Genomic DNA, 21,765 nt, shown 5'->3' with positions numbered 1-21,765 from the left:
GGCGGCCCATGGGGCCGCCCTTTTTTCATTGTGCTGATTGTCTCTGTGGTCACGGGTGCCGTGCATGGAATCGCCTCAGTTCAGCTCCAGGGCCCCGGTGAGCTCCGAGACATGGCTCATGCCATGGCGCTTGAGATAATCGCTGATACCGTGGTTGATCTTGCCGCACAGCAGGGGGTCGTAGAACAGCCCCGTGCCCACACCCACCGCCGTGGCGCCGGCCAGCAGGAACTGGATGGCATCGTCGGTACTGGCCACCCCGCCCTGACCGATAATGGGTATGCCGTGCGGACGAGCCACCTGATAGACCTGATGCACCCGCAGCAGGGCCACTGGCTTGACCGCCGGCCCTGACAACCCACCCTGATTGTTGCCGATCACCGTGCGACGGCGCTCGGTATCAATCGCCATGCCCATCAGGGTGTTGATGGCCGAAAGGCCATCGGTACCCGCCTCGATGCAGCGCCGGGCATTGCCGGCGATGTCCGTCTGATTGGGCGAGAGCTTGGTGATCAGCGGCTTTTGCGTCACCTTGCGGCAGGCTTCCACCACCCGGGCCGACATGTCCGGATCGTTGCCAAAGGCCACCCCCCCCTCCTTCACGTTGGGGCAGGAGATGTTGATCTCGATGGCATCCACCGGGGAGTCCTCGAAGCGCTGGGTGACGCGGATGTATTCCTCGATGGTGGAGCCGGACACATTGGCGATGAAGCGGGTCTCGTCGAAGTCCAGGTTCGGCAGGATCTCGTCCACCACATGGTCCACCCCGGGGTTCTGCAGGCCGATGGCGTTGAGCATGCCATCCGGCGTCTCGTAGACGCGATGCGGCGGATTGCCCAGGCGGGCGTCGCCCGTGGTGCCCTTGAGGCACACCGCCCCCACCTGGCGATTGGAGAAACCCGCCACCCGGGTATACTCCTCGCCAAAACCGACGCAGCCCGAGAGCAGCACCAGGGGCGAGGCAAACGGCAGGCCGCAGAAATCGATGGCAAGGGCCTGTTTGTGATGGGTATCGACTGGCATGTTTCACATCGTCCTGTATCAACCGGAAATCCCGCCCAACACCGGCAACGTCATGCGCCTGGCGGCCAACACGGGCTGCCGCCTGCACCTGATCCATCCCCTGGGGTTCACCCTGGATGACACACGGCTGCGCCGTGCCGGCCTGGACTATCGGGATCTTGCGTCGGTGTCGGAGTATGACAGCCTGGGGGCGTTCTCGGAAGCTGTCGCCCCCCGGCGGTTGTTTGCCGTGACCACCCGTGGGCAACAGCCCCTGGGCGACACACACTTCGAGGCGGGTGATGCACTGCTATTCGGCCCGGAGACCCGGGGCCTGCCGGAGACGGTGCTGGCCGGGTTGCCGGCAGAGCGGCGTTTGAGAATACCCATGGTGCCGGACAGTCGCAGCCTCAACCTGTCCAACTCGGTGGCCCTGGTGGTGTACGAGGCCTGGCGGCAATGCGGCTACGCGGGCGGTGCCTAGAATTCCGGTTTGGGATCCCGGCTGAGCAGTTCCTCCACCGCCACGGTGGGGGGCAGTTGCTCGAACAATACCCGCGCCACCTGACCGCAGATCGGCATGTCCACACCCAGGGCAGAGGCCTTGGCGACGGCGATGCGGGCCGTGCTCACCCCTTCCACCGCCTGACCGATGGCGGCAATGGCCTCCTCCAGGCTCTGCCCCTGCCCCAGCGCCATGCCCAGGCGGCGATTGCGGGATTGATTGTCGGTACAGGTGAGCACCAGATCTCCCAGACCGGACAGACCCATGAGGGTTTCGGTGCGGGCGCCGGTGGCGGCCCCAAGGCGCATCAGTTCCGCCAGCCCCCGGGTGATCAGGGCGGCGCGGGCGTTGGCCCCGAAGCCCAGGCCATCGGATACCCCGGCGGCGATGGCCAGCACGTTCTTGAAGGCCCCGCCCAGTTGCACCCCCACCACGTCGTCGCTGGTGTACACGCGCAGCGTGCCACCGGCCAGCCAGGCCATGGCGTCCTCGGCAAAGTCCGAATCGGGCGACGCCAGGGTGAGCGCCGTAGGCAGGCCCCGCGCCAGTTCACCAGCAAAGGAGGGCCCGGAGGCCACACCCCAGGGTCGATCCGTCCCCAGTTCCTCCAGCACCAGCTCATGCAGCCAGCGCGTAGTATCCAGATCCAGCCCCTTGGTAGCCCAGATCAGGCCGCCCGAACCCAGACGCGGAGCGATGCGCTGGAGCACCGGACCAAACCCGCTGCTGGGCACGGCCAGGAGCACCCGGTCAGCCCGATCCACCAGGCCTTCCAGGTCCGATGTGGCCTTCAGGGTCTCAGGGAAGGGAACATCCGGCAGATAGCGGGCATTGCAGCCCTCTGCCTGCATGGATCTGACGTGGTCGCCATCGCGACCCCACAGCCCCACATGGAGCCCTTTGCGAGCCAGATGCAGGGCCAGGGCCGTTCCCCAGGAGCCGGCGCCCACCACTGCCACATTCCGCACGTTGCTCATGGGGTCAGCCCGGATCAGTTCTGCGTGACGATACCCGCATCGCCATTCCCACCCGCGGCGGCAGCCTGTTGCTGACCGCGCATCTTCTGGGCGTAGAGCGCATCAAAATTCACCGGCGCCAGGAGCAACTGCGGGAAGCCACCACGGGTGACCAGATCGGAGATCACCTCACGGGCAAACGGGAAGAGGATGTTGGGGCAGTAGGAAGAGAGCAGCGGCCCTTTTTGTTCGTCGGGAATACCGCGAACCATGAACACACCCGCCTGCTTGACCTCCACCAGGTAAGCCGTCTCGCCCTGGGACTTGGTGGTCACCGTCAGGGTCAGTTCCACCTCGTGCACACCCTTCTCGTCCAGGGCGCGTGCCTGGGAGTTCAGTTGCACATTGGTCTCCGGCTTCCACTCGCGGGTGAACACGCCCGGCGTGCCCGGCGCTTCAAAGGAGATGTCCTTGGTGTAGATCTTCTGCAGCCCGAACTCCTGCTGCGGCTGACCCTGAGCGGCGCCGTCGGCGCCTGCATTCGGTGACTGGTTTTCCGACATGATAACTCCGCGGGCAAGTGAATGATTTGAGGAGCATGATAGGGTGCGCCCCCCCAGGGTGCAACGATGACAGGGCGGGCCTTAGAGACCGAGGCGTTCGTCCAGTTCGCCCCGTTGGTCCAGTTCCACCAGATCGGTATAACCGCCCAGGTGATCCTCGCCGGCAAAGACCTGCGGAACGGTATGGCGCCCGGAGCGCTCCTCCATCACACGGCGCTGTTCGGGGTCGTCATCCACGCGTATCTCCTGAAACTCCACGCCCTTGCCGCGCAGCAGGCGGCGCGCCATCATGCAGAAGGCACACCAGCCGGTGCCATACATGACCACGGTCATCGGCTTGGGGGAGGAGTCAGTCAACGGGCGCCTCTCTCACTGTCGCATCACGCTCAGCGTTTGCTCAGGGGAAGACCTTCGGATTGCCAGCCCAGCACACCACCGCGCAGATTGATGACCTTCTCGAAGCCATTCTTCACCAGGGTGTTGCAGGCCTGACCGGAGCGGGTGCCGCTCTCGCAGTAGACGATGACGGTCTTGTCCTTGTGCTTGGCAATCTCGCTCAGGCGATCCTTGAGTTTGGTAAGGGGGATATGGCGAGCGCCGGAGATCTTGCCGGTCTTGCGTGCCTCCGCCTCTTCGCGCACATCCAGCACCATGGAGTCGTCCTGGTTCATGGCGCGTACCGCCTCCTGCGGACCCATCGCCTGGAATTTCTGGGTGAGGCGGGAAAACTCGATGTAGCCCAGGGCGCCGATGACGGCGGCCAGCAGGCCGAACAACAGGGGGTGGTTGGCAACAAACTCCAGGTACTGGTCCATGAATCGCTCGGGCTGGGTCAATCATTGGGAGGCCCGCATTCTGCCCCCTTGGGGCCCGGCGGGCAAGCCAGGAGGCTCAGGCAGACCGGCAGAAGACCTCCTGCATCATCCCGATCAGGCGCAGGGTGCGGCCATCACCTACCCGGTAATACACCCGATTGGCGTCCTTGCGGGCCGAGAGAATACCCTTGTCCCTCAGGATGGCCAGATGCTGTGAGATATTGCTCTGGGACGTACCCACATGATCCACGATCTCCTGCACACTCACCTCGCGGTCTCCGAGCACGCAGAGGATCTTGAGGCGCAACGGATGTGCCATGGCCTTGAGCGAACGCGAGGCGCGCTCGATATCCTCTTCCTTGTCCATGAGGTCAGAACGATCGGATGGCATGGGCCCTGCCCTGTTCACGGGCTCGGCGGCATTGTTGGCAACTGGAACCGGCGGCATCGGATATCTCGTATATTAGTAGTGGTTAATCCAATTATGATCTTTATCAAAAATATTTCAATGGGCAGGCGGTCAAGAGGCCTGTTCGGGGCGACCACACTCACACTCCTGCTGGCCCTGCCCCCTGCTGCCGATGCCAACCAGACCGACTGGGAGCAGGCCCGCGAGCGCCTTCAGGAAGTGCAGCGGGAGATCGAAGAGGTTCGGGATGAACTGGAAAAGGCCCGTGGCCAACGGGGCGCCCTGGAGGCGCAACTGCGGGAGACCGAGCGCGCTGTCAGCCGTGCGTCGCGGGATCTGGCCGAAAGCGAGGCCGATCTGGAGAAAACCCGGGCGCGCCTGCGCACCCTGGAGACCCGCGCCCGGGAAGAGGAAGCGCGCCTGGAAAGCCATCGTGAGGCTCTCGCCCTGCAATTGCGGCGCGCCCATCAGGCCGGGCAGCAGGATCAGCTCAAGCTCATCCTCAATCAGGAGGATCCGGCCCGGCTGGAGCGCATGCTCACCTACTATCGTCACTTCAACGAGGCCCGTGGCGAGCGTATCCGTGAGGCCCGTGAGGCCCTGGCCGATCTGGCGCGCACCCGGCAGGCCCTGGACCAGGTCAGGGTGGAGCAGGCCCGGCAGCGGTCGGCCCGGCAACGCCTGCAAACCGAGCTGGAAAGCCGCCGGGAGGAGCGATCCGAGGCCCTCGCCGCGCTGCAGGCGGACATCGACGCCGCCGGCCACACCCTCACCCAACTGGAAAGTGACCAACAGGCCCTGGAGGAATTGCTCCAGTCCCTGGATGAAGCATTGAGCGACATCCCCGACGAATCCCTGATGGACGAAGCCTTCGCCGATCATCGCGGCCAACTGCCCTACCCCGTCCGCGGCGAGATCCGGCACAGCTTCGGCACGGCCCGAGCCAGCGGCACCGGCCAGCGCTGGCGTGGCGTGGTGATCGCGGCTGGCCGGGGGGATGCGGTCAAGGCCGTGCATCATGGGCGGGTGGCCTTCGCCGACTGGATGCGCGGGTTCGGCATGCTGTTGATCGTGGACCACGGTGACGGCTACATGACCCTGTACGGCCATAACGAAAGCCTGCACAAGTCTGCGGGCGACTGGGTGCGAAAAGGCGACATCATCGCCCGTGCCGGTGACAGCGGCACGGATGAGGCCCCTGGCGTGTATTTTGAGATACGCCACGACGGCCAACCCGTGAACCCCGCACGATGGTGCGACTCTAACGAGCGAATGGTAGGCTCTCGGTAACGGCGCATGCCAAACAAACCGTCTGGCCGATTGAGGCCCTAGCCCGACATATCGCGGATTCCTCGCGTGGCGGGACTGCAGTGGAGTAAAAGTATATGAAAACCCAAACCCGCGTGGGCGCAGGCCTGCTGATGGGCCTGATTCTGGGCGTGATGCTCAGCGTCTCGTTCGGCGTGGTCGCCGACAGAAAGGAAGCCGCACAAGCCGTCCCCCTGGAGGATCTGCGGGCATTCACGGATGTGTACATGCGCATCAAGCGCAATTATGTGGACGAGGTGGAGGACTCGGATCTGCTGCAAAATGCGATCCGGGGCATGTTGTCCGGGCTGGACCCCCATTCCACCTTCCTCAGCTCCGATGAATTCTCCGAGCTTCAAATCGGCACTCAAGGCGAATTCGGCGGACTGGGCCTGGAAGTGGGCATGGAGGATGGCTTCGTCAAGGTCATTTCCCCCATCGACGGCACCCCCGCGAGCCGTGCCGGCATGCAGGCCGGGGACCTGATCATCCGTCTGGACGACACCCCGGTGAAAGGGATGACCCTCAATGAGGCCGTCAACAAGATGCGCGGCCCCCGGGGCAGCGACATCACCCTGACCGTGGTCCGCGAAGGCCGCGAGGCCCCGTTCGAGGTGGAGATCACCCGGGACACCATCCGTGTGCAGAGTGTGCGCAGCGAGATGCTGGAACCCGGTTTCGGCTACCTGCGGGTAACCACCTTCCAGTCCCGCACCGCACAGATGCTGGTGGAAGAGGCGCGCAAGCTGCAAAAGGAAAGTGGCGGCCTCAAGGGCCTGGTGCTGGACCTGCGCAACAACCCGGGCGGCATCCTCAACGGTGCCGTGGGCGTATCCGACGCCTTCCTGAACGACGGCCTGATCGTCTACACCGAAGGCCGCGTCAAGGACTCCCAGTTCCGCTACACCGCCTCCCCGGGAGACGTGCTCAATGGCGCCCCCATGGTGGTGCTGGTGAACGCGGGTTCGGCATCGGCATCGGAAATCGTTGCCGGTGCCCTGCAGGACCATGAGCGGGCCATCATCATGGGCTCATCCACCTTCGGCAAGGGCTCGGTGCAGACCATCCTGCCCCTGGAGAAGGGCCAGGCGCTCAAGCTGACCACGGCGCGTTACTACACTCCGTCGGGCCGCTCCATCCAGGCTGATGGCATCGAACCGGACATCAAGCTGGAGCAGATCACCCTGGCGGAATCCGGCGAGCCGACCGTACGACCGATCACGGAGGCTCAGTTGAATCGTCATCTGCGGGGTGCGGACCGTGACGCCGATGATGAGGACCGTGTCGAGGCCCGCGAATCCCTGGCACAGCGGGACTACCAGCTCTATGAGGCCCTGAACATGCTCAAGGGGCTGGACATCCTCCAGGCGCGCCGCTGAAGTGACGCGCCTGGCCGGGGCGAGCATGTTGGGCCTGCTGCTTTGGGCCCTGACGTTGACGGTCGCGGAGGCGGTGGCCGGGGATGACCCCAGGCCAGTGATCGCGATCATCATCGACGACCTGGGCAATGACCCGCGGGAAGCGCGTCGTACCGCCGCGCTTCCCGGCCCCATCACGGTGGCCGTGCTGCCCCACACCCCCCAGGCGCACAACGCAGCCATCTGGGCCCATGAGCATGGCCACGAGGTGATGCTGCACCTGCCCATGGAGGCCGACAACGGGCACGATCCCGGCCCCGGGGCCATCTTGCGGCACATGAATGAATACGAAACACGCGACACGGTTCGACTCGCCCTGGCCAGCGTCCCGCATGTGCGGGGCGTGAATAATCACATGGGCAGTCGTCTCTCCCGCGAGCCCCACCATCTGGCCTGGGTGATGGCCGAAGTGAGCGACACCGATCCAGCACTGTATTTCGTGGACAGCCGCACCCACGCAGAGACGCTCGTGCGTCATATCTCCACCTGGGCAGGCCTGCCCAGCACCCAGCGGGATGTCTTCCTGGACGCCCAGCCCCACGACGCCGATTTCGTTCGCAATCAGGTGAAGCTGCTGGGTCAATTGGCACGCATGCGCGGCCATGCGTTGGGCATTGGACACCCCTACCCGGCAACGCTGGAGGTGCTGGAGGCGATGCTGCCCGAACTGAAGGCTCAGGGTATCCGCCTGGTCACCGTCAGCGATTACCTCATACGCAAGCAGGAGGTGAAACAATGGCACGCGTCCTTATCCCCATCACCCACGGAAGCGAAGAAGTCGAAGCCGTCACCCTGATCGATCTGCTGCGCCGGGCCGACTTTCAGGTGGTGGTCGCCGGGCTGGAACCGGGCACGGTCACCTGCTCCCGAGGGGTGGTTCTCAAGCCCGACGTGCTCCTGGACGAGGTCCTGGACGACCCCTTTGATCTGGTCGTCCTGCCCGGTGGTCTGCCGGGTGCCAACCGTCTGGATGCCGATCCCCGCATCCATGCTCTCTTGCACCGTCTGCACGATGAAGGTCGCCTCGTGGGCGCCATCTGCGCTGCGCCCAAGGTGCTCGGCAGCGCCGGCTTGCTCAAGGGCCGCAACGCCACCGGTCATCCCTCAGTGGTGAAGACCCTGGACCTGCCCGACACCCGGTTCGCCGAGCAACCGGTGGTCGTGGATGGCAACATCGCCACCTCGCAAGGACCGGGAACGGCCATGGACTTCGCCCTGACGCTGATCGAACTGCTGGCGGGTGCCGACAAGCGTCGTGAGGTGGAGGGACCGCTGTGTCGGCCTGAATAGGGGCGCGGCATCCCTGCCTTTGGAAGGGCAATACTTGACAAGAATGCTCAGTCTTCTACATTAGGAACTGCTGATGCACCTCGGATCAGCTTGATTTCCATTTTGGAGGAGGCATGCGATGAGTGGTCTGATTCCCAACTTTCCGATGGATGGCGTGGTCACGGTCAACCGGGTGATCCTCAAGCCGCAGTACACGGTGGACGATCTGGAGGAGCGCGTGGCAGTGCTCTGTGAAAACGTGAAGACCTACCACTCAGAAACCGGCTTCGTGGGTGGGTTCGTGGCTCTGAACAGCGGCAATGTGTCCAATGAAGGTTCCACGGTGGGTCAGGCAGTAAAAAGCCCGCTCAAGGGCAAGGAGGCGCTGATCATCACCTTCTGGAACACCTTCGAAGACCATGAGCGCTCCCATCGCAGCGAAACCTTCCAGCCCCTGTTCCAGGAAGTGCTGGACCTGTGCGAAAACGGCAACGAAGAGATCGCCTACGAGGTGCTGTGGTCAGGCGCGGCATACACCCCGGAAGAGGCCCGGGTCGCCCAAGAGGCAAAGTCGCAGCATGCGGCCTGAATCGCTCCCCTTGTCCCGCTGAGCAGGGGCGCTCACCGCTCGGCGGCGGGCACCATCTTGCAGCGCAGCGTAGCGGGGGCTATCGTGGGAGCACGTCCCCACACATGGTCTCTCTGGCATGCGCCTTTCGATGCTCGTCATCCTCATGGGCCTGTGCGTCCTTCCCGCACAGGCCCAGCCACCCGCCCCCCCACCGGATCACCGCCAGATGGTGGAGATGCCGGAATTGCAGCGTGAGTTACTACGACAGGAGATGCAGGAACACCTGATCGCCTATCAGCGAATCCTGGATCATCTGTCACGGGGCGAGATCGCCGAAGCCGGTGACTTTGCGGAGCAGACGATGGGCGTAAGCACCATGGGCAAGCACCGGGAAATCACCCAGGGCATGGGTCCCGGTCGCTTCATGCCGGCGGGCATGCGCCAGATGGCGTTCACGATGCATGAAACGGCCAGCGAATTTGCTCAGGTCGCCCAGGAAGAGGACATGCCGAAGGCCCTCAGGGCACTGCATGAACTCACATCCACCTGCGTGGGCTGTCACATGTCGTTTCGCACCCGCTGAGGCCGGCAAGTTCGGTGGCGGCCAGGTCAGGGGCCCCACCATAAAGCCCAACCGGACCGTGAGCACAAGCCGCCCGGATCCGTCTGCCCCCTACTCCACCGTCACCGACTTGGCCAGGTTACGGGGCTGATCCACATCGGTGCCCTTGAGGATGGCGGTGTGGTAGGAGAGCAGTTGCAGGGGCACGGTGTGGATGATGGCGGAGAGCCAGTCGTCCACCGGAGGAACCGCCAGGCTCTGGATGGCGCCGTCGCTGCCCAGGGCGGCCACGTCGTCGGTGAAGACCATCAGGTGGCCACCACGAGCTCTCACCTCTTCCAGGTTGGACTTGAGCTTTTCCAGCAGGTGATTGTTGGGTGCCACCACCACCACGGGCATGTCGGCGTCCACCAGGGCCAGGGGGCCGTGCTTGAGCTCGCCGGCGGGATAGGCCTCCGCGTGGATGTAGGAGATCTCCTTGAGCTTGAGGGCGCCTTCCAGGGCGATGGGGTAGTGGCAGCCCCGCCCCAGGAACAGAGCATGATGCTTGTCGGCCAACCCCATGGCCAGGCGCTCGATGGGCGTGTCCAGGGCCAGCACCTTCTCCAGGGCCGCAGGCAGGGCGCGCAGTTGCTCCACGAAGGATTGGGCCCGGGCGGGCGCCAGACCATGATGGCGCCCCAGGGAGAGCACCAGCAGGAACAGGGCCACCAGCTGGGTGGTGAAGGCCTTGGTGGAGGCCACGCCGATCTCCGGGCCGGCATGGGTCATGAGGACCATGTCGGATTCACGCACCAGTGAACTCTCCGGCACATTGCAGATGGCCAGGGAACCCAGATAATCATCCTCGCGGGCCTGTCGCAGGGCCGCCAGGGAATCGGCGGTCTCGCCGGACTGGGAGATGGTCACCAGCAGGCAATCGGGTAGCACCGCATGGCGCCGGTAGCGGAATTCGCTGGCCACCTCCACCCGGCAGGGCAGGCCCAGCAGGCCCTCGATCCAGTAGCTGGCCACCAGCCCGGCATGGTAGCTGGTGCCGCAGGCGAGGATCTGCACCGACTTCACTTGCGCCAGGATTTCCTCGGAGCCCGGCCCCATGATGCCTTCCAGCACCCCATCGGGAGCCAGGCGACCCTCCAGGGTCTCGGCCACGGCGCGGGGCTGCTCGTGGATTTCCTTGAGCATGAAGTGACGGAAGCGGCCCCGGTCGGCGGCACCGGCAGTCAGCGAGCTTTCGGTCACCGGGCGGTCCACCGCCTGGCCGTCGGCGTCCAGGATACGATGGCTGTCCCGGCGCAGTTCGGCGATGTCGCCGTTCTCCAGGTACACAAAGCGTTGCGTCACCGGCAACATGGCCTGGATGTCCGAGGCGATGAAATGCTCACCGATGCCCAGTCCGATGATCAATGGGCTGCCTTCGCGCACGGCGATCAGGCGATCGGGTTCGTCGCGGCTGATCACACCCAGGGCATAGGCGCCACTGAAATGCGCCGTGGCCCGCCGCACCGCCTCCAGGAGATCATGACCCTGCTGGCAGTAGTCCATGATCTGGTGGGCGATGACTTCGGTGTCGGTGTCGGAGGTGAATTCAAAGCCCCGAGCCTTGAGGTCGTCCCGCAGGGCCTGGTAGTTCTCGATGATGCCGTTGTGGACCACAGCGATGCGCTCGCCGCTCAGATGGGGATGGGCATTGCGCTCGGTGGGGCCACCATGGGTGGCCCAGCGGGTGTGTGCGATGCCCAGGGTACCGGTCAGGCCGCTGCCGGCCACCCGTTGCGCCAGGGCTTCCACCTTGCCCACGGAGCGTTCCCGCTGCAGGCGACCCTGAGGGTCCATGACGACCATGCCGGCGGAGTCGTAGCCTCGGTATTCCAGGCGCCTGAGGCCTTCGATGAGGATGGGTTGGACATCACGTTGGGCGATGGCGCCGATGATTCCGCACATGGTGAATCCTTTTGTTTATGTCATAAGGGTGAGGGCCCGTATGGCACTCCACCTCCCTCAACCGCCTTTCTTCGTCGGTCGCTGCCAATCGGTTCTCGTTTCCAACGGCGCCCGGGTCAGGGTCAGCTGTCCCGCCGGGGCATCGGCGTTGATGGTGGAACCGGCACCGATGGTGGCACCCTCGCCCACCGTGACCGGAGCCACCAGGGCCGTGTTGGAGCCGATGAAGGCCCCATCGCCGATCACGGTGAGATGCTTGTTCGCACCATCATAGTTGCAGGTGATGGTCCCGGCGCCCACGTTCACGCCCCGGCCCACCTGGCTATCGCCCACGTAGCTCAGGTGGTTCACCTTGGACCCCTCGCCCACCCGGCTTTTCTTGATCTCGACAAAATTCCCCACGTGCACGCCGGCCGCCAGTTCCGTGCCGGGCCGGATGCGGGCAAAGGGGCCGATCCTGGCATCCGCCCCGATGGTGGCGTCCTCCAGGATGCAATGGGACTGAATGATCGTGCCCGGCCCCACGCTGACGTTGCGCAGCACGCAATGGGCGCCCACCTGGACACCCTCGCCCAGGGTGACATCGCCTTCCAGGATCACGTTGACGTCCAGGGTCACATCCTGCCCGGTAGAGAGGGTGCCCCGGATATCCAGACGCGCCGGATCACGCACCGAGACACCCCCCCGCATCAGGATTTCGGCCTGGCGACGCTGATAGGCACGCTCCAGGGCCGCCAGTTGCACCCGATCGTTGACGCCCTGGAACTGCTCGGGATCATCGGCCACCACCGCAGCCACCCGCACGCCATCCCCGGCCGCCAGGGAAATGCAATCGGTCAGGTAATATTCGCCCTGGGCATTGTTACGGTCCACCCGGCCCAGCCAGTCTTCCAGACGGCGGCGATAGGCCGCCATGAAGCCCGTGTTCACCTCGCGGATGGTCAGCTCATCGGCAGTGGCGTCCTTTTGTTCAACAATGCGTGCCGGTTGCCCCTTGGCGTCGCGCAGGATGCGTCCGTAACCGGTGGGGTCTTCCAGCATCATGGTCTGTACGGCCAGTTCATGGTCATCCAGGGCCCGCAGAAGCCGAGCCAGGCTCTCCTGAGCCACCAGGGGCACATCCCCATAGAGGACAAGAACACGGTCGTCCTGCCCGGCCTCAGGCAGGGCCTGGGCCACCGCATGCCCCGTGCCCAGTTGCTCGGTCTGCTCCACCCAGGTGACCGGGGCATCCGCCAGGGCCAGGCGAACCTGATCGCCCCCATGACCGTAGACGACAACAATCCGCTCGGGCGTCAGCGCCTGGGCGGTCTGGATGACATGCGCCAGCAAGGGCTGCCCAGCCAGAGGGTGCAGTACCTTGGGCAGGGCAGAGCGCATGCGCGTGCCCTGGCCGGCGGCGAGGATGATGACAGTGGTTGGGGTGCTCACCTGGGGGCCTTCCCGGTACATGTTCCAATAAGGTGGGGAAAGTCTACCGGAATGAACGGAGACGGGGGAACCGCCAGGGCCCGAAGACCGCCATCCGGGGCGCCAGAACGACAAAAGGCCCCTCTCCCGAAGGCGAAGGGCCTTTGTCGCGAACGGGAACCTCCCCCGCCCGGCCTTACTGCTTGTTACTGCTGTTACGCAGCTTCTGGATCATGCGCAGGCGTGCAGCCGCCTCAATCAGCTCCGACTGAGCCTTGGCATAGTCGAAGTCCGCCTTGCGGTTGGCCAGTGCATCCTCGGCACGCTGCTTGGCCTCCAGGGCCTCCGCCTCGTCCAGATCCTTGGCCCGGATGGCAGTATCCGCCAACACGGTCACCACGTGGGGCTGAACCTCCAGCACACCACCGGAAATGAAGATGTTGTGCTCCTCACCGGAGTCCGACACCTTCACCCGGATCTCGCCCGGCTTGAGCAGCGAGATGTACTGGGAGTGACGAGGCATGACACCCACCTCGCCATGTTCTGCCGGCGCCACCAGCATGTGAGCTGTTCCGGAGTAGATGGACTCCTCCGCACTCACAATATCGACGTGAAACGTCATGGACATGGTTGCCCCCGCTTACTTGTTGAGCTTCTCCGCCTTCTCGACGGCCTCTTCGATGCTGCCCACCATGTAGAAGGCCTGCTCCGGGAGGTGATCGTACTCGCCGTCGACGATGGCCTGGAAGCCATTGATCGTGTCCTTGAGGGACACGTACTTGCCGGGCGAGCCGGTGAACACTTCCGCCACAAAGAAGGGCTGGGACAGGAAGCGCTGGATCTTGCGAGCCCGGGACACCACCTGCTTGTCTTCCTCGGACAGCTCATCCATACCCAGGATGGCAATGATGTCCTTGAGTTCCTTATAGCGCTGCAGGGTGTTCTGCACGGCACGGGCCGTATCGTAGTGTTCCTGACCGATGATCAGCGGGTCCAGCTGACGACTGGTGGAGTCCAAGGGATCCACCGCCGGGTAGATGCCCAGCTCGGCAATCTGACGGGACAGCACCACCGTGGCGTCCAGGTGAGCAAAGGTGGTGGCCGGAGAGGGGTCGGTCAAGTCATCCGCAGGCACGTAAACGGCCTGGATGGAGGTGATGGAGCCCTTCTTGGTGGAGGTGATACGCTCCTGAAGAACACCCATTTCCTCAGCCAGGGTCGGCTGGTAACCCACTGCGGAGGGCATACGACCCAGCAGTGCGGACACCTCGGTACCGGCCAGGGTGTAACGGTAGATGTTGTCGATGAACATCAGCACGTCACGGCCTTCGTCACGGAAGTATTCCGCCATGGTCAGGCCGGTCAGTGCGACGCGCAGACGGTTACCCGGGGGCTCGTTCATCTGGCCATAGACCAGGGCCACCTTGTCCAGCACGTTGGAGTCCTTCATCTCGTGGTAGAAGTCGTTCCCCTCACGGGTACGCTCCCCCACACCGGCGAACACGGAGTAACCGGAGTGTTCGATGGCGATGTTACGGATCAGCTCCATCATGTTCACGGTCTTGCCCACGCCGGCACCACCGAACAGGCCCACCTTGCCGCCCTTGGCGAACGGGCAAAGCAGGTCGATCACCTTGATGCCGGTCTCCAGCAGGTCGGTGGAACCGGCCTGTTCTTCGTAGCTGGGTGCCGCACGGTGGATGGACCAGGAGTCTTCCGCCTTCACGTCGCCGGCGTTGTCCACCGGCTTGCCCAGCACGTCCATGATCCGGCCCAGGGTGCCCTTGCCCACCGGCACGGTGATGGCCTTGCCGGTGTTGGAGACATTGATGCCACGGCGCAGGCCGTCCGTTGTACCCATGGCGATGGTCCGCACCACACCGTCACCCAGCTGCTGCTGAACTTCCAGGGTGAGGCCGACCTCTTCCACCATGAGGGCATCGTAGATCTTGGGCACGGCGTCACGGGGGAACTCTACGTCCACCACCGCGCCGATAATTTCAACGATGTTTCCAGCACTCATGTTGATAATCCTCTAGTCTTTCGAATCTTGAACCGGGGTCGGCCTCAAACCGCAGCGGCGCCGCCGACGATCTCGGAGATCTCCTGGGTGATGGCTGCCTGACGTGCCTTGTTGTACACCAGCTGCAGTTCATCAATGAGATCCCCGGCGTTGTCGGTGGCCGACTTCATTGCCACCATCCGGGCTGCCATTTCACAGGCCACGTTTTCGACCACCGCCTGGTAGATTACGGACTCGATGTAACGGGTCAGCAGGGTGTCCAGCACGGGCACGGTATCCGGCTCGTAGATGTAGTCCCAGTGATGCTTGAGTTGGTCCTCGCCAGCGGGCTCGATGGGCAGCAGGGTCGTGACCTTGGGCTTCTGGCTCATGGTGTTCACGAACTCGTTTTCCACCAGCAGCAGCCGGTCGATCCGGCCCTCGTCATAGGCCTCGAGCATCACCTTGATGGTGCCGATCAGGTCGTTGAGACGGGGCTTGTCGCCCAGGTTGGCCGTATTGGCCACCACATTGCCACCCATGCGACGGAAGAACCCGAGGGCCTTGCTGCCGATCAGGCACAAATCGATCTCCACGTCCTGTTCCCGCCACTCGCGCATCTGCTGCACGGTCTTCTTGAACAGGTTGATGTTCAGACCGCCGCACAGCCCCCGGTCGGTGGACACCACAATGATGCCCACACGCTTGACGTCCCGCTCTTCCAGATACGGATGCCGGTATTCCGCGTTGGCCATGGCCACATGGCCGATCACCTGCCGGATCTTTTCCGCGTAGGGGCGGGTTTCCAGCATGCGATCCTGCGCCCTGCGCATTTTGCTGGCGGCCACCATCTCCATGGCTTTGGTGATCTTCTGAGTATTCTTGATACTCTTGATCTGGCCGCGGATCTCTTTTGCGCCTGCCATAAGTCAGCCCCCGATTACCAGCTGTGATTTGCCTTGAAGTCATCAAGAGCGGCCTTCATGCCGGACTTGATGTCGTCGCCGAAATCACCCGTCTCGTTGATCTTGTCCAGGAGTTCCTTCTGGCTCGAGCGCAGGTAATCGTGCAGGGCGTGCTCAAAGTCCACGACCTTCTTGTCTTCCACGTCGTCCAGGTAGCCTTCCTCGGCGGCGAACAGCGAGAAGGCCATCTCACCGATGGACAGCGGCGCGTACTGCTTCTGCTTCATGAGCTCCATGACGCGCTGGCCGCGTTCCAACTGCTTGCGGGTGGCTTCGTCCAGGTCGGAAGCAAACTGCGAGAAGGCTGCCAGCTCACGATACTGAGCCAGTGCCAGACGCACACCGCCACCCAGCTTCTTGATGATCTTGGTCTGCGCCGAACCCCCCACACGAGACACCGACAGACCCGCGTTGATGGCCGGTCGGATACCTGCGTTGAACAGGTCGGTTTCCAGGAAGATCTGGCCGTCGGTGATGGAGATCACGTTGGTCGGCACAAAGGCAGACACGTCACCGGCCTGGGTCTCGATGATGGGCAGGGCGGTCAGCGAACCGGTCTTGCCCTTCACCTTGCCGTTGGTGAACTTCTCCACGTATTCCGCATTCACGCGGGAAGAGCGCTCCAGCAGGCGGGAGTGCAGGTAGAACACGTCACCGGGGTAGGCTTCACGACCCGGCGGACGACGCAGCAGCAGGGACACCTGACGATAGGCCCAGGCCTGCTTGGTGAGGTCATCATAGATGATCAGGGCATCTTCACCCCGGTCACGGAAGTACTCGCCCATGGCGCAACCGGCGTAAGGGGCAATGTACTGCATGGCGGCGGATTCAGAAGCGGTGGCCGCGACGATGATGGTGTGCTCCATCGCGCCATGCTCTTCCAGCTTGCGCACCACGCTGGCAATGGAAGAGGCCTTCTGCCCCACTGCCACGTAGATGCACTTAATGCCGCTGCCTTTCTGGTTGATGATGGCATCCACGGCCACGGCGGTCTTGCCGGTCTGGCGGTCGCCGATGATCAGCTCACGCTGACCACGACCCACTGGCACCATGGCATCCACAGCCTTCAGACCGGTCTGCACCGGCTGATCCACGGACTGGCGTTCGATCACGCCCGGGGCAATCTTCTCGATGGGAGCCGTCCCATCGGATTCAATGCTGCCCTTGCCATCCACCGGCATGCCCAGGGAGTTCACCACACGGCCCAGCAGGGCCTCGCCTACCGGCACTTCCAGGATGCGACCGGTGCACTTGGCGGTGTCGCCTTCCTTGATGTGCTTGTAATCACCCAGAATAACGGCGCCCACGGAATCACGCTCAAGGTTGAGCGCCAGGCCATAGGTGTCGCCGGGGAATTCGATCATTTCGCCCTGCATGACATCGGCCAGACCGTGCAGTCGGCAGATACCATCGGACAAACTGACCACGGTGCCCTCGGTGCGAGCCTCGGCCGCCGATTCGTAGCTTTTGATACGCTGGCTGATCAGTTCACTGATTTCAGACGGGTTGAGTTGCATAGTTCGAAATCCTCTTAGCTCGAATCCTCTTAGCGGCTCAGACTACTGGCCAGGCGCGACAAGCGCCCTCGGACCGAGCCATCGATGACCAGGTCTCCCGCGCGGATGATGGCGCCGCCGATGAGGCTGTCGTCCACCTGGCAGACCAGATCCACGTCACGCCCGAGGCGCTTTTTCAGCGCGTCGGCGATCGCCTTTTTCTGATCCGCATCCACATCCTGCGCGGAGAACACCGTGGCTTCCACCTTGCGTTCTGCTTCCGCCTTCATGGTCTCGAAGAGCCGGGCGATCTCGGGCAGTAGCGGCAAACGGTCATTCTCCGCCAATAGGCGCAGGAAGTTGCGTCCACCATCATCCACCTTGCCTTCGCAGGTCTCGAGGAAGGCCTTGGCCATCGTCTCGCGGGTGATTTTGGGGCTATCGAGGAACTCGCTCATCTTCGCGTCACTGGCGACAGCGGACATGAAAGCGAGTTGATCGGACCAGCCAGCCAGATTGCCGGCGTCCTTTGCGACCTCGAACGCCGCCTTGGCGTAAGGCCTTGCGGCCGTGGTTTTTTCAGACATGGCGGCTCACCTAGATCTGGCTCACCAGGTCTTTGATCACCTGATTGTGGGCTTTGGCGTCGACTTCCTTCTTCAGGATGCGCTCGGCACCAGTGACCGCCAGCGTACCCACCTGCTTGCGCAGTTCTTCGCGGGCACGATTGACCTCCTGCTCGATCTCGGAGTGAGCGGATTCCTTGATGCGGTCGGCTTCCTGGCGAGCGGTATCCTTGGAGGATTCAACGATTTCGTTGGCGCGCTTTTGAGCCGTGGCGACGATTTCCGCAGCCTGCTGCTTGGCTTCCTGAAGGACCTTCTTGGCCCTGTCTTCGGCAAGCTGCTGCTCATGCTTGCCGCGCTCGGCGGCCGCCAGGCCATCGGCGATCTCTTTCTGACGCTCTTTCATCGCCTTGATGATGGGGGGCCACACATACTTCATGGTGACCCACACCAACAGGGCGAAGGTGATCATCTGACCGAGCAGCGTGAGATTGATATTCACGTTGCTACCTCCCCTAGAGACGGTTGTATCGGGTGGACTGCGCGATAAGGCATCCGCGCTTTAACCGGTCACCGCGCCCAGGAAGGGGTTAGCAAAGGTGAAGAACAGGGCCAGACCCACACCGATCATGGTCACGGCGTCGAGCAGACCGGCAACGATGAACATCTTCACCTGCAGCATGGGGACCATCTCAGGCTGACGCGCAGCGCCTTCCAGGAAACGACCACCCAGCAGACCGAAGCCGATTGCGGTACCGAGTGCACCCAAACCCAGAATCAGACCCACAGCGATGGCGGTCATGCCCTGAACGTTAGCGATGGCGAGTTCCATAACTTCCTCCAGAAAGTTTAAAAGTCAAAGGTTACAAAGAACAGCTTGGGGTGAATCCACCCCGAGTCGCCGAAGGCGGCCCGGGGTGCCGTTCGTCAATGATCTTCGTGGGCCATGCTCAGGTACACGATGGTGAGCACCATGAAGATGAACGCCTGCAAGGTGATGATCAGCAACTTGAACAGCGACCAGGGCAGACCCAGCGACCACTGGATGTACCAGGGCAGCAGGGCAATCAGGGTGAAGATCAGGCCGCCAGCATACATGTTGCCGAAGAGTCGCAGTGAGAGAGAAACCGGCTTGGCGATCTCTTCCACCACCTTGAGGACCAGATTGAAGGGCATCAGCCACTTACCGAAGGGGTGCAGGAGCATTTCCTTGGCGAAACCTGCACCGCCCTTGATATGGATGCTGTAGTAGATGATCAGGCCGAACACCGCCAGGGACATGCCGAAGGTGGCATTGATGTCCGAGGTGGGGTTGATGCGCATGTATTCAAGGCCAACCGCGTGGGCCAGATAGGGAATCAGATCGTAGGGGAGCAGCTTGAGCAGATTCATGAGGAAAATCCACACGAACAGCGTCAGCGCCAGCGGGGCGATCAGGTTGCTGCGGCCATGGAAGGTGTCTTTCACCTGCTGATCCACGAAGCCGACAATGATCTCCACGAGATTCTGAAGGTTGCCCGGCACGCCTTGAGTGACGTATTTGGCGGCTTGCATGAAGATGAAGAGGAACAGACCACCCATGGCCAGGGAGAAGAACATGGTATCCAGATGGATGGACCAGAACGACTCCGGGTTGCCCAGGGTCAAATGCCCGAGGTGGTGCTTGATGTAGTCTCCAGCAGACTCGTATTCCATTGACATGGTGTTCGCTCGCTTTTACTCGTTTGCGCCGGACATCACCGGCAGCAGGGCCAGCCAAAAGGCCATGAGTCCGGCCATGTAAGTCAGAAACATGGGCAGGAACTCAACCTCCAGCCACACGATTGCGACCACAAACAGGGCCACAGTCAGGAAGATTTTCTGGGTCTCCCCGGCATAGAAACTTCTTACGATGGTTTTCGCCGGCCGCCCCCTGCGGCCGGAAAAGACGCGGAACGCAAAATACGCTGTCGAGATGAAGCTGATCAAGCCACCCACCAGGGCAGCCCACGCCGTATCCGATCCACCCGCCAGATAGCCGCCCAGATAACCCAGGCCAGCGACCAGCAACTGCAGGCCAAGTATCAGCTTGGTTGCCCGATTCCAGAGTCTTGCCTGGGCGAGCGGATATTGGGTCATGTCGTCAATCGGTGCTTCACCTTGTTTTTTCGGCGCTCCGGAAGACCGCGCACCGATGACAGCAGCGCGGCATTATAAGAGTCCGCTAACGGGCGGTCAACGCTGGAATTGACAAACACGAGGTTTGATGACCCACTAATTAATGTGGCCAAGGATGCCATCCAGCTCATCCAGGCTGTTGTACTGGATGACAAGCTTGCCTCGTCCGCGGGTGTTGTACTGGATATTCACCCGTGCCCCGAGCCGATCGGAAAGCTCGGATTCCAGGCGTTCCACGTCCGGGTTACGCGAGGGCTTGGTATTGTCGGGGGTCTTTTCCTGCTCGTTGAGCAGGGATTGCACCAGACGCTCGGTCTCGCGCACGGACAACCCCTTGTCGGCCACACGGCGCGCGGCATCCACCTGCACCGGCCCCACCAGGGACAGCAATGCCCGGGCATGCCCCATCTCCAGACGCCCTTCGTCCACCAGGGTCTTGACCGGTTCCTCCAGCTCCTGCAGGCGCAGCAGGTTGGTGACACTGGTGCGTGAGCGCCCCACGGACTCTGCCGCCTGCTGATGAGTGAGGCCAAACTCATCGATGAGCCGGTGCAGGGCGTTGGCCTCCTCCAGGGGGTTGAGATCTTCCCGCTGGATGTTCTCGATCAGAGCCATGGCGGCCGCCGCACGATCCGGGATGTCGCGCACCACAGCGGGTATCTCGCGCAGACCGACCATCTGCGCGGCCCGCCAGCGGCGCTCGCCGGCCACCAGCTCGAATCCCTCCTCCACCGGCCGGACAACCACCGGCTGCACCATGCCCTGGGCACGGATGGAGTTGGCCAGCTCCTCCAGCGCCTCGGGCTGGATGTTCATGCGGGGCTGGTAGCGGCCACGACGGATCTGCTCCACCGGCACCTGCCGCAGGTCGGAAGGGTCATCCCTTTCATGTCCGGCCTGGCTGGCGCTGGAAAGCAATACATCCAGGCCGCGACCCAGTCCCGATTTTCTTCTTGCCATGATGCTGTTCACCCGAAAGTAAGGGGCTGCAAAGCGGATGGGACGCCCCATGCGGCGGGCACCCCGGTCCCGGCGGGCGCAGACACTCAAGCCACGCCCGGGACATTCTCCGGGGCCGTGGGCCGGCCTTCGCGACGCAGGATCTCGCCGGCCAGGGCCAGGTAGGCCAGGGCACCGCGAGAGGACTTATCATACAGGATGACCGGCAGGCCATGGCTGGGCGCCTCCGCCAGACGGATATTGCGCGGAATCACGGTGCGATACACCCGGTCCCCGAAGTGCTGGGTGAGCTGTTCGCTCACTTCGGTGGACAGGTTGTTGCGTGGATCGAACATGGTGCGCAGCAAGCCATGGATCTGCAGTTCATGATTGACCGACTCGCGGATGCTGTCGATGGTCTGCACCAGGGCCGAGAGCCCTTCCAGGGCGTAATACTCGCACTGCATGGGGATGATCACGCCATGGGCCGCCACCAGGGCGTTGACGGTGAGCATGTTCAGCGAGGGCGGGCAATCAATGATGATGAAGTCGTAGTCCTCCTGAACACCGGCCAGCGCCTCCTGCAGGCGATACTCCCGACGCAGGGCCGTCATCAGGTTCACTTCGGCCACGGTCAGGTCGCTGTTGGAAGGCATCAGGCTGTAACCCACGGCCTCCATCTTCATGATGGTATCGGCAGCCGATGCACGCTTCATGAGGACATCACAGGCGCTGTGGGAGAGGTCGTACTTGTCGGCACCACTGCCCATGGTGGCATTGCCCTGCGGGTCCAGGTCGATCAGGAGCACGCGCCGCCGGGCGGCCGCCAGGGAGGCAGCCAGGTTGATGCTGGTGGTGGTCTTGCCGACACCGCCTTTCTGGTTGGCCACGGCGATAATTCTGACCAT

26 protein-coding genes are annotated in these 21,765 nt (G+C 63.1%); 7 read left to right on the top strand and 19 right to left on the bottom strand.

The features are described from left to right. Nucleotides 1–75 precede the first annotated feature (75 nt). Nucleotides 76–1,023, bottom strand: a complete 948-nt coding sequence (locus ECTHA_RS0115175; RefSeq protein ID WP_025283054.1) for a dihydroorotate dehydrogenase — start codon at nt 1,021–1,023, stop codon at nt 76–78. On the opposite strand from ECTHA_RS0115175, the gene ECTHA_RS0115170 reads away from it, so the two are divergent. Next, nucleotides 1,022–1,486 (top strand): tRNA (cytidine(34)-2'-O)-methyltransferase, encoded by a 465-nt coding sequence (locus ECTHA_RS0115170; protein ID WP_025283055.1) that lies wholly within the window; start codon nt 1,022–1,024, stop codon nt 1,484–1,486. The two genes, ECTHA_RS0115175 and ECTHA_RS0115170, sit on opposite strands and share 2 nt — an antisense overlap. Here ECTHA_RS0115170 and ECTHA_RS0115165 read toward each other — a convergent pair. The 5 genes from ECTHA_RS0115165 to ECTHA_RS0115145 form a co-directional block, all read right to left on the bottom strand. Continuing rightward, nucleotides 1,483–2,484 (bottom strand): NAD(P)H-dependent glycerol-3-phosphate dehydrogenase, encoded by a 1,002-nt coding sequence (locus tag ECTHA_RS0115165; protein WP_025283056.1) that lies wholly within the window; start codon nt 2,482–2,484, stop codon nt 1,483–1,485. The genes ECTHA_RS0115170 and ECTHA_RS0115165 overlap by 4 nt on opposite strands. Before the next feature lie 14 nt (nt 2,485–2,498). After that, nucleotides 2,499–3,026, bottom strand: coding sequence for a protein-export chaperone SecB (gene secB / locus ECTHA_RS0115160; protein ID WP_025283057.1), 528 nt, complete (start codon nt 3,024–3,026; stop codon nt 2,499–2,501). Nucleotides 3,027–3,107: 81 nt separating this feature from the next. Next, on the bottom strand, nt 3,108–3,383 hold the full coding sequence (gene grxC / locus ECTHA_RS0115155) for a glutaredoxin 3 (protein ID WP_026623856.1): 276 nt from the start codon (nt 3,381–3,383) through the stop codon (nt 3,108–3,110). Between the two features lie 29 nt (nt 3,384–3,412). Next, the gene (locus ECTHA_RS0115150; RefSeq protein WP_025283059.1) at nt 3,413–3,841 is read right to left on the bottom strand and encodes a rhodanese-like domain-containing protein; all 429 of its coding nucleotides are present in this window, start codon (nt 3,839–3,841) and stop codon (nt 3,413–3,415) included. A 76-nt stretch (nt 3,842–3,917) separates the two neighbouring features. After that, nucleotides 3,918–4,232: an ArsR/SmtB family transcription factor gene (locus tag ECTHA_RS0115145; protein ID WP_025283060.1), complete on the bottom strand. Its 315-nt coding sequence runs from the start codon at nt 4,230–4,232 to the stop codon at nt 3,918–3,920. A gap of 93 nt (nt 4,233–4,325) precedes the next feature. On the opposite strand from ECTHA_RS0115145, the gene ECTHA_RS0115140 reads away from it, so the two are divergent. The 6 genes from ECTHA_RS0115140 (at nt 4,326) to ECTHA_RS18585 (ending at nt 9,399) form a co-directional block, all read left to right on the top strand. Then, entirely contained in the window at nt 4,326–5,540 is a 1,215-nt protein-coding gene (locus ECTHA_RS0115140; protein ID WP_244875630.1) for a murein hydrolase activator EnvC family protein, read from the top strand. A 95-nt stretch (nt 5,541–5,635) separates the two neighbouring features. Then, entirely contained in the window at nt 5,636–6,937 is a 1,302-nt protein-coding gene (locus ECTHA_RS0115135; RefSeq protein ID WP_025283062.1) for a S41 family peptidase, read from the top strand. 25 nt (nt 6,938–6,962) lie between these two features. After that, nucleotides 6,963–7,772: a divergent polysaccharide deacetylase family protein gene (locus ECTHA_RS0115130; RefSeq protein WP_025283063.1), complete on the top strand. Its 810-nt coding sequence runs from the start codon at nt 6,963–6,965 to the stop codon at nt 7,770–7,772. Continuing rightward, complete coding sequence (locus ECTHA_RS0115125; protein ID WP_025283064.1) at nt 7,712–8,266, top strand: DJ-1 family glyoxalase III; 555 nt, start codon at nt 7,712–7,714, stop codon at nt 8,264–8,266. Before ECTHA_RS0115130 ends, ECTHA_RS0115125 begins: the two co-directional genes overlap by 61 nt. 118 nt (nt 8,267–8,384) lie before the next feature. Further along, the gene (locus ECTHA_RS0115120) at nt 8,385–8,834 is read left to right on the top strand and encodes a hypothetical protein (RefSeq protein ID WP_025283065.1); all 450 of its coding nucleotides are present in this window, start codon (nt 8,385–8,387) and stop codon (nt 8,832–8,834) included. 118 nt (nt 8,835–8,952) lie between these two features. After that, nucleotides 8,953–9,399 (top strand): cytochrome c, encoded by a 447-nt coding sequence (locus tag ECTHA_RS18585; RefSeq protein WP_025283066.1) that lies wholly within the window; start codon nt 8,953–8,955, stop codon nt 9,397–9,399. Nucleotides 9,400–9,489: 90 nt separating this feature from the next. On the opposite strand, the gene glmS is transcribed toward ECTHA_RS18585, so the two are convergent. The 13 genes from glmS to ECTHA_RS0115050 all read right to left on the bottom strand — a co-directional run bounded on the left by glmS (nt 9,490) and on the right by ECTHA_RS0115050 (nt 21,765). Further along, nucleotides 9,490–11,322, bottom strand: coding sequence for a glutamine--fructose-6-phosphate transaminase (isomerizing) (gene glmS / locus ECTHA_RS0115110; protein WP_025283067.1), 1,833 nt, complete (start codon nt 11,320–11,322; stop codon nt 9,490–9,492). A 57-nt stretch (nt 11,323–11,379) separates the two neighbouring features. After that, on the bottom strand, nt 11,380–12,753 hold the full coding sequence (gene glmU, locus ECTHA_RS0115105; RefSeq protein WP_026623853.1) for a bifunctional UDP-N-acetylglucosamine diphosphorylase/glucosamine-1-phosphate N-acetyltransferase GlmU: 1,374 nt from the start codon (nt 12,751–12,753) through the stop codon (nt 11,380–11,382). A gap of 175 nt (nt 12,754–12,928) precedes the next feature. Then, entirely contained in the window at nt 12,929–13,360 is a 432-nt protein-coding gene (locus tag ECTHA_RS0115100; RefSeq protein WP_025283068.1) for a F0F1 ATP synthase subunit epsilon, read from the bottom strand. A gap of 12 nt (nt 13,361–13,372) precedes the next feature. Continuing rightward, nucleotides 13,373–14,755, bottom strand: coding sequence for a F0F1 ATP synthase subunit beta (gene atpD, locus ECTHA_RS0115095; RefSeq protein WP_025283069.1), 1,383 nt, complete (start codon nt 14,753–14,755; stop codon nt 13,373–13,375). A gap of 44 nt (nt 14,756–14,799) precedes the next feature. After that, on the bottom strand, nt 14,800–15,660 hold the full coding sequence (atpG, locus tag ECTHA_RS0115090; RefSeq protein ID WP_025283070.1) for a F0F1 ATP synthase subunit gamma: 861 nt from the start codon (nt 15,658–15,660) through the stop codon (nt 14,800–14,802). A 14-nt stretch (nt 15,661–15,674) separates the two neighbouring features. Beyond that, on the bottom strand, nt 15,675–17,216 hold the full coding sequence (gene atpA / locus ECTHA_RS0115085) for a F0F1 ATP synthase subunit alpha (RefSeq protein ID WP_025283071.1): 1,542 nt from the start codon (nt 17,214–17,216) through the stop codon (nt 15,675–15,677). Between the two features lie 29 nt (nt 17,217–17,245). Beyond that, nucleotides 17,246–17,782 carry a F0F1 ATP synthase subunit delta gene (locus ECTHA_RS0115080; protein WP_025283072.1) on the bottom strand — a complete coding sequence of 179 codons (537 nt, stop codon included), beginning with the start codon at nt 17,780–17,782 and terminating at the stop codon, nt 17,246–17,248. Nucleotides 17,783–17,792: 10 nt separating this feature from the next. Then, nucleotides 17,793–18,263 carry a F0F1 ATP synthase subunit B gene (locus ECTHA_RS0115075; protein ID WP_025283073.1) on the bottom strand — a complete coding sequence of 157 codons (471 nt, stop codon included), beginning with the start codon at nt 18,261–18,263 and terminating at the stop codon, nt 17,793–17,795. Nucleotides 18,264–18,323: 60 nt separating this feature from the next. After that, nucleotides 18,324–18,593, bottom strand: coding sequence for a F0F1 ATP synthase subunit C (gene atpE / locus ECTHA_RS0115070; RefSeq protein ID WP_025283074.1), 270 nt, complete (start codon nt 18,591–18,593; stop codon nt 18,324–18,326). A 95-nt stretch (nt 18,594–18,688) separates the two neighbouring features. Continuing rightward, nucleotides 18,689–19,462 (bottom strand): F0F1 ATP synthase subunit A, encoded by a 774-nt coding sequence (gene atpB, locus ECTHA_RS0115065; RefSeq protein WP_025283075.1) that lies wholly within the window; start codon nt 19,460–19,462, stop codon nt 18,689–18,691. Nucleotides 19,463–19,477: 15 nt separating this feature from the next. Beyond that, on the bottom strand, nt 19,478–19,879 hold the full coding sequence (locus tag ECTHA_RS18580) for an ATP synthase subunit I (RefSeq protein WP_025283076.1): 402 nt from the start codon (nt 19,877–19,879) through the stop codon (nt 19,478–19,480). Between the two features lie 135 nt (nt 19,880–20,014). Further along, entirely contained in the window at nt 20,015–20,878 is an 864-nt protein-coding gene (locus ECTHA_RS0115055; protein ID WP_025283077.1) for a ParB/RepB/Spo0J family partition protein, read from the bottom strand. Between the two features lie 86 nt (nt 20,879–20,964). Beyond that, nucleotides 20,965–21,765: a ParA family protein gene (locus tag ECTHA_RS0115050; protein WP_025283078.1), complete on the bottom strand. Its 801-nt coding sequence runs from the start codon at nt 21,763–21,765 to the stop codon at nt 20,965–20,967.

The sequence above is a fragment of the Ectothiorhodospira haloalkaliphila ATCC 51935 genome, assembly GCF_000633935.1.
Taxonomy (GTDB): Bacteria; Pseudomonadota; Gammaproteobacteria; order Ectothiorhodospirales; family Ectothiorhodospiraceae; genus Ectothiorhodospira; species Ectothiorhodospira haloalkaliphila.
This window is presented reverse-complemented; position numbering and strand designations above follow the sequence as displayed.

Coding starts and splice junctions, on each gene's coding strand:
- ECTHA_RS0115165 (WP_025283056.1), bottom strand. CDS start 2,484: ATGAGCAACGTGCGGAATGTGGCAGTGGTGGGCGCCGGCTCCTGGGGA.
- ECTHA_RS0115170 (WP_025283055.1), top strand. CDS start 1,022: ATGTTTCACATCGTCCTGTATCAACCGGAAATCCCGCCCAACACCGGC.
- atpE (WP_025283074.1), bottom strand. CDS start 18,593: ATGGAACTCGCCATCGCTAACGTTCAGGGCATGACCGCCATCGCTGTG.
- ECTHA_RS18580 (WP_025283076.1), bottom strand. CDS start 19,879: ATGACCCAATATCCGCTCGCCCAGGCAAGACTCTGGAATCGGGCAACC.
- atpB (WP_025283075.1), bottom strand. CDS start 19,462: ATGTCAATGGAATACGAGTCTGCTGGAGACTACATCAAGCACCACCTC.
- ECTHA_RS0115130 (WP_025283063.1), top strand. CDS start 6,963: ATGTTGGGCCTGCTGCTTTGGGCCCTGACGTTGACGGTCGCGGAGGCG.
- ECTHA_RS0115175 (WP_025283054.1), bottom strand. CDS start 1,023: ATGCCAGTCGATACCCATCACAAACAGGCCCTTGCCATCGATTTCTGC.
- ECTHA_RS0115150 (WP_025283059.1), bottom strand. CDS start 3,841: ATGGACCAGTACCTGGAGTTTGTTGCCAACCACCCCCTGTTGTTCGGC.
- ECTHA_RS0115125 (WP_025283064.1), top strand. CDS start 7,712: ATGGCACGCGTCCTTATCCCCATCACCCACGGAAGCGAAGAAGTCGAA.
- secB (WP_025283057.1), bottom strand. CDS start 3,026: ATGTCGGAAAACCAGTCACCGAATGCAGGCGCCGACGGCGCCGCTCAG.
- atpD (WP_025283069.1), bottom strand. CDS start 14,755: ATGAGTGCTGGAAACATCGTTGAAATTATCGGCGCGGTGGTGGACGTA.
- glmS (WP_025283067.1), bottom strand. CDS start 11,322: ATGTGCGGAATCATCGGCGCCATCGCCCAACGTGATGTCCAACCCATC.
- ECTHA_RS0115135 (WP_025283062.1), top strand. CDS start 5,636: ATGAAAACCCAAACCCGCGTGGGCGCAGGCCTGCTGATGGGCCTGATT.
- ECTHA_RS0115055 (WP_025283077.1), bottom strand. CDS start 20,878: ATGGCAAGAAGAAAATCGGGACTGGGTCGCGGCCTGGATGTATTGCTT.
- ECTHA_RS0115080 (WP_025283072.1), bottom strand. CDS start 17,782: ATGTCTGAAAAAACCACGGCCGCAAGGCCTTACGCCAAGGCGGCGTTC.
- ECTHA_RS0115050 (WP_025283078.1), bottom strand. CDS start 21,765: ATGGTCAGAATTATCGCCGTGGCCAACCAGAAAGGCGGTGTCGGCAAG.
- ECTHA_RS0115120 (WP_025283065.1), top strand. CDS start 8,385: ATGAGTGGTCTGATTCCCAACTTTCCGATGGATGGCGTGGTCACGGTC.
- ECTHA_RS18585 (WP_025283066.1), top strand. CDS start 8,953: ATGCGCCTTTCGATGCTCGTCATCCTCATGGGCCTGTGCGTCCTTCCC.
- atpG (WP_025283070.1), bottom strand. CDS start 15,660: ATGGCAGGCGCAAAAGAGATCCGCGGCCAGATCAAGAGTATCAAGAAT.
- ECTHA_RS0115140 (WP_244875630.1), top strand. CDS start 4,326: ATGATCTTTATCAAAAATATTTCAATGGGCAGGCGGTCAAGAGGCCTG.
- atpA (WP_025283071.1), bottom strand. CDS start 17,216: ATGCAACTCAACCCGTCTGAAATCAGTGAACTGATCAGCCAGCGTATC.
- ECTHA_RS0115100 (WP_025283068.1), bottom strand. CDS start 13,360: ATGTCCATGACGTTTCACGTCGATATTGTGAGTGCGGAGGAGTCCATC.
- ECTHA_RS0115145 (WP_025283060.1), bottom strand. CDS start 4,232: ATGCCATCCGATCGTTCTGACCTCATGGACAAGGAAGAGGATATCGAG.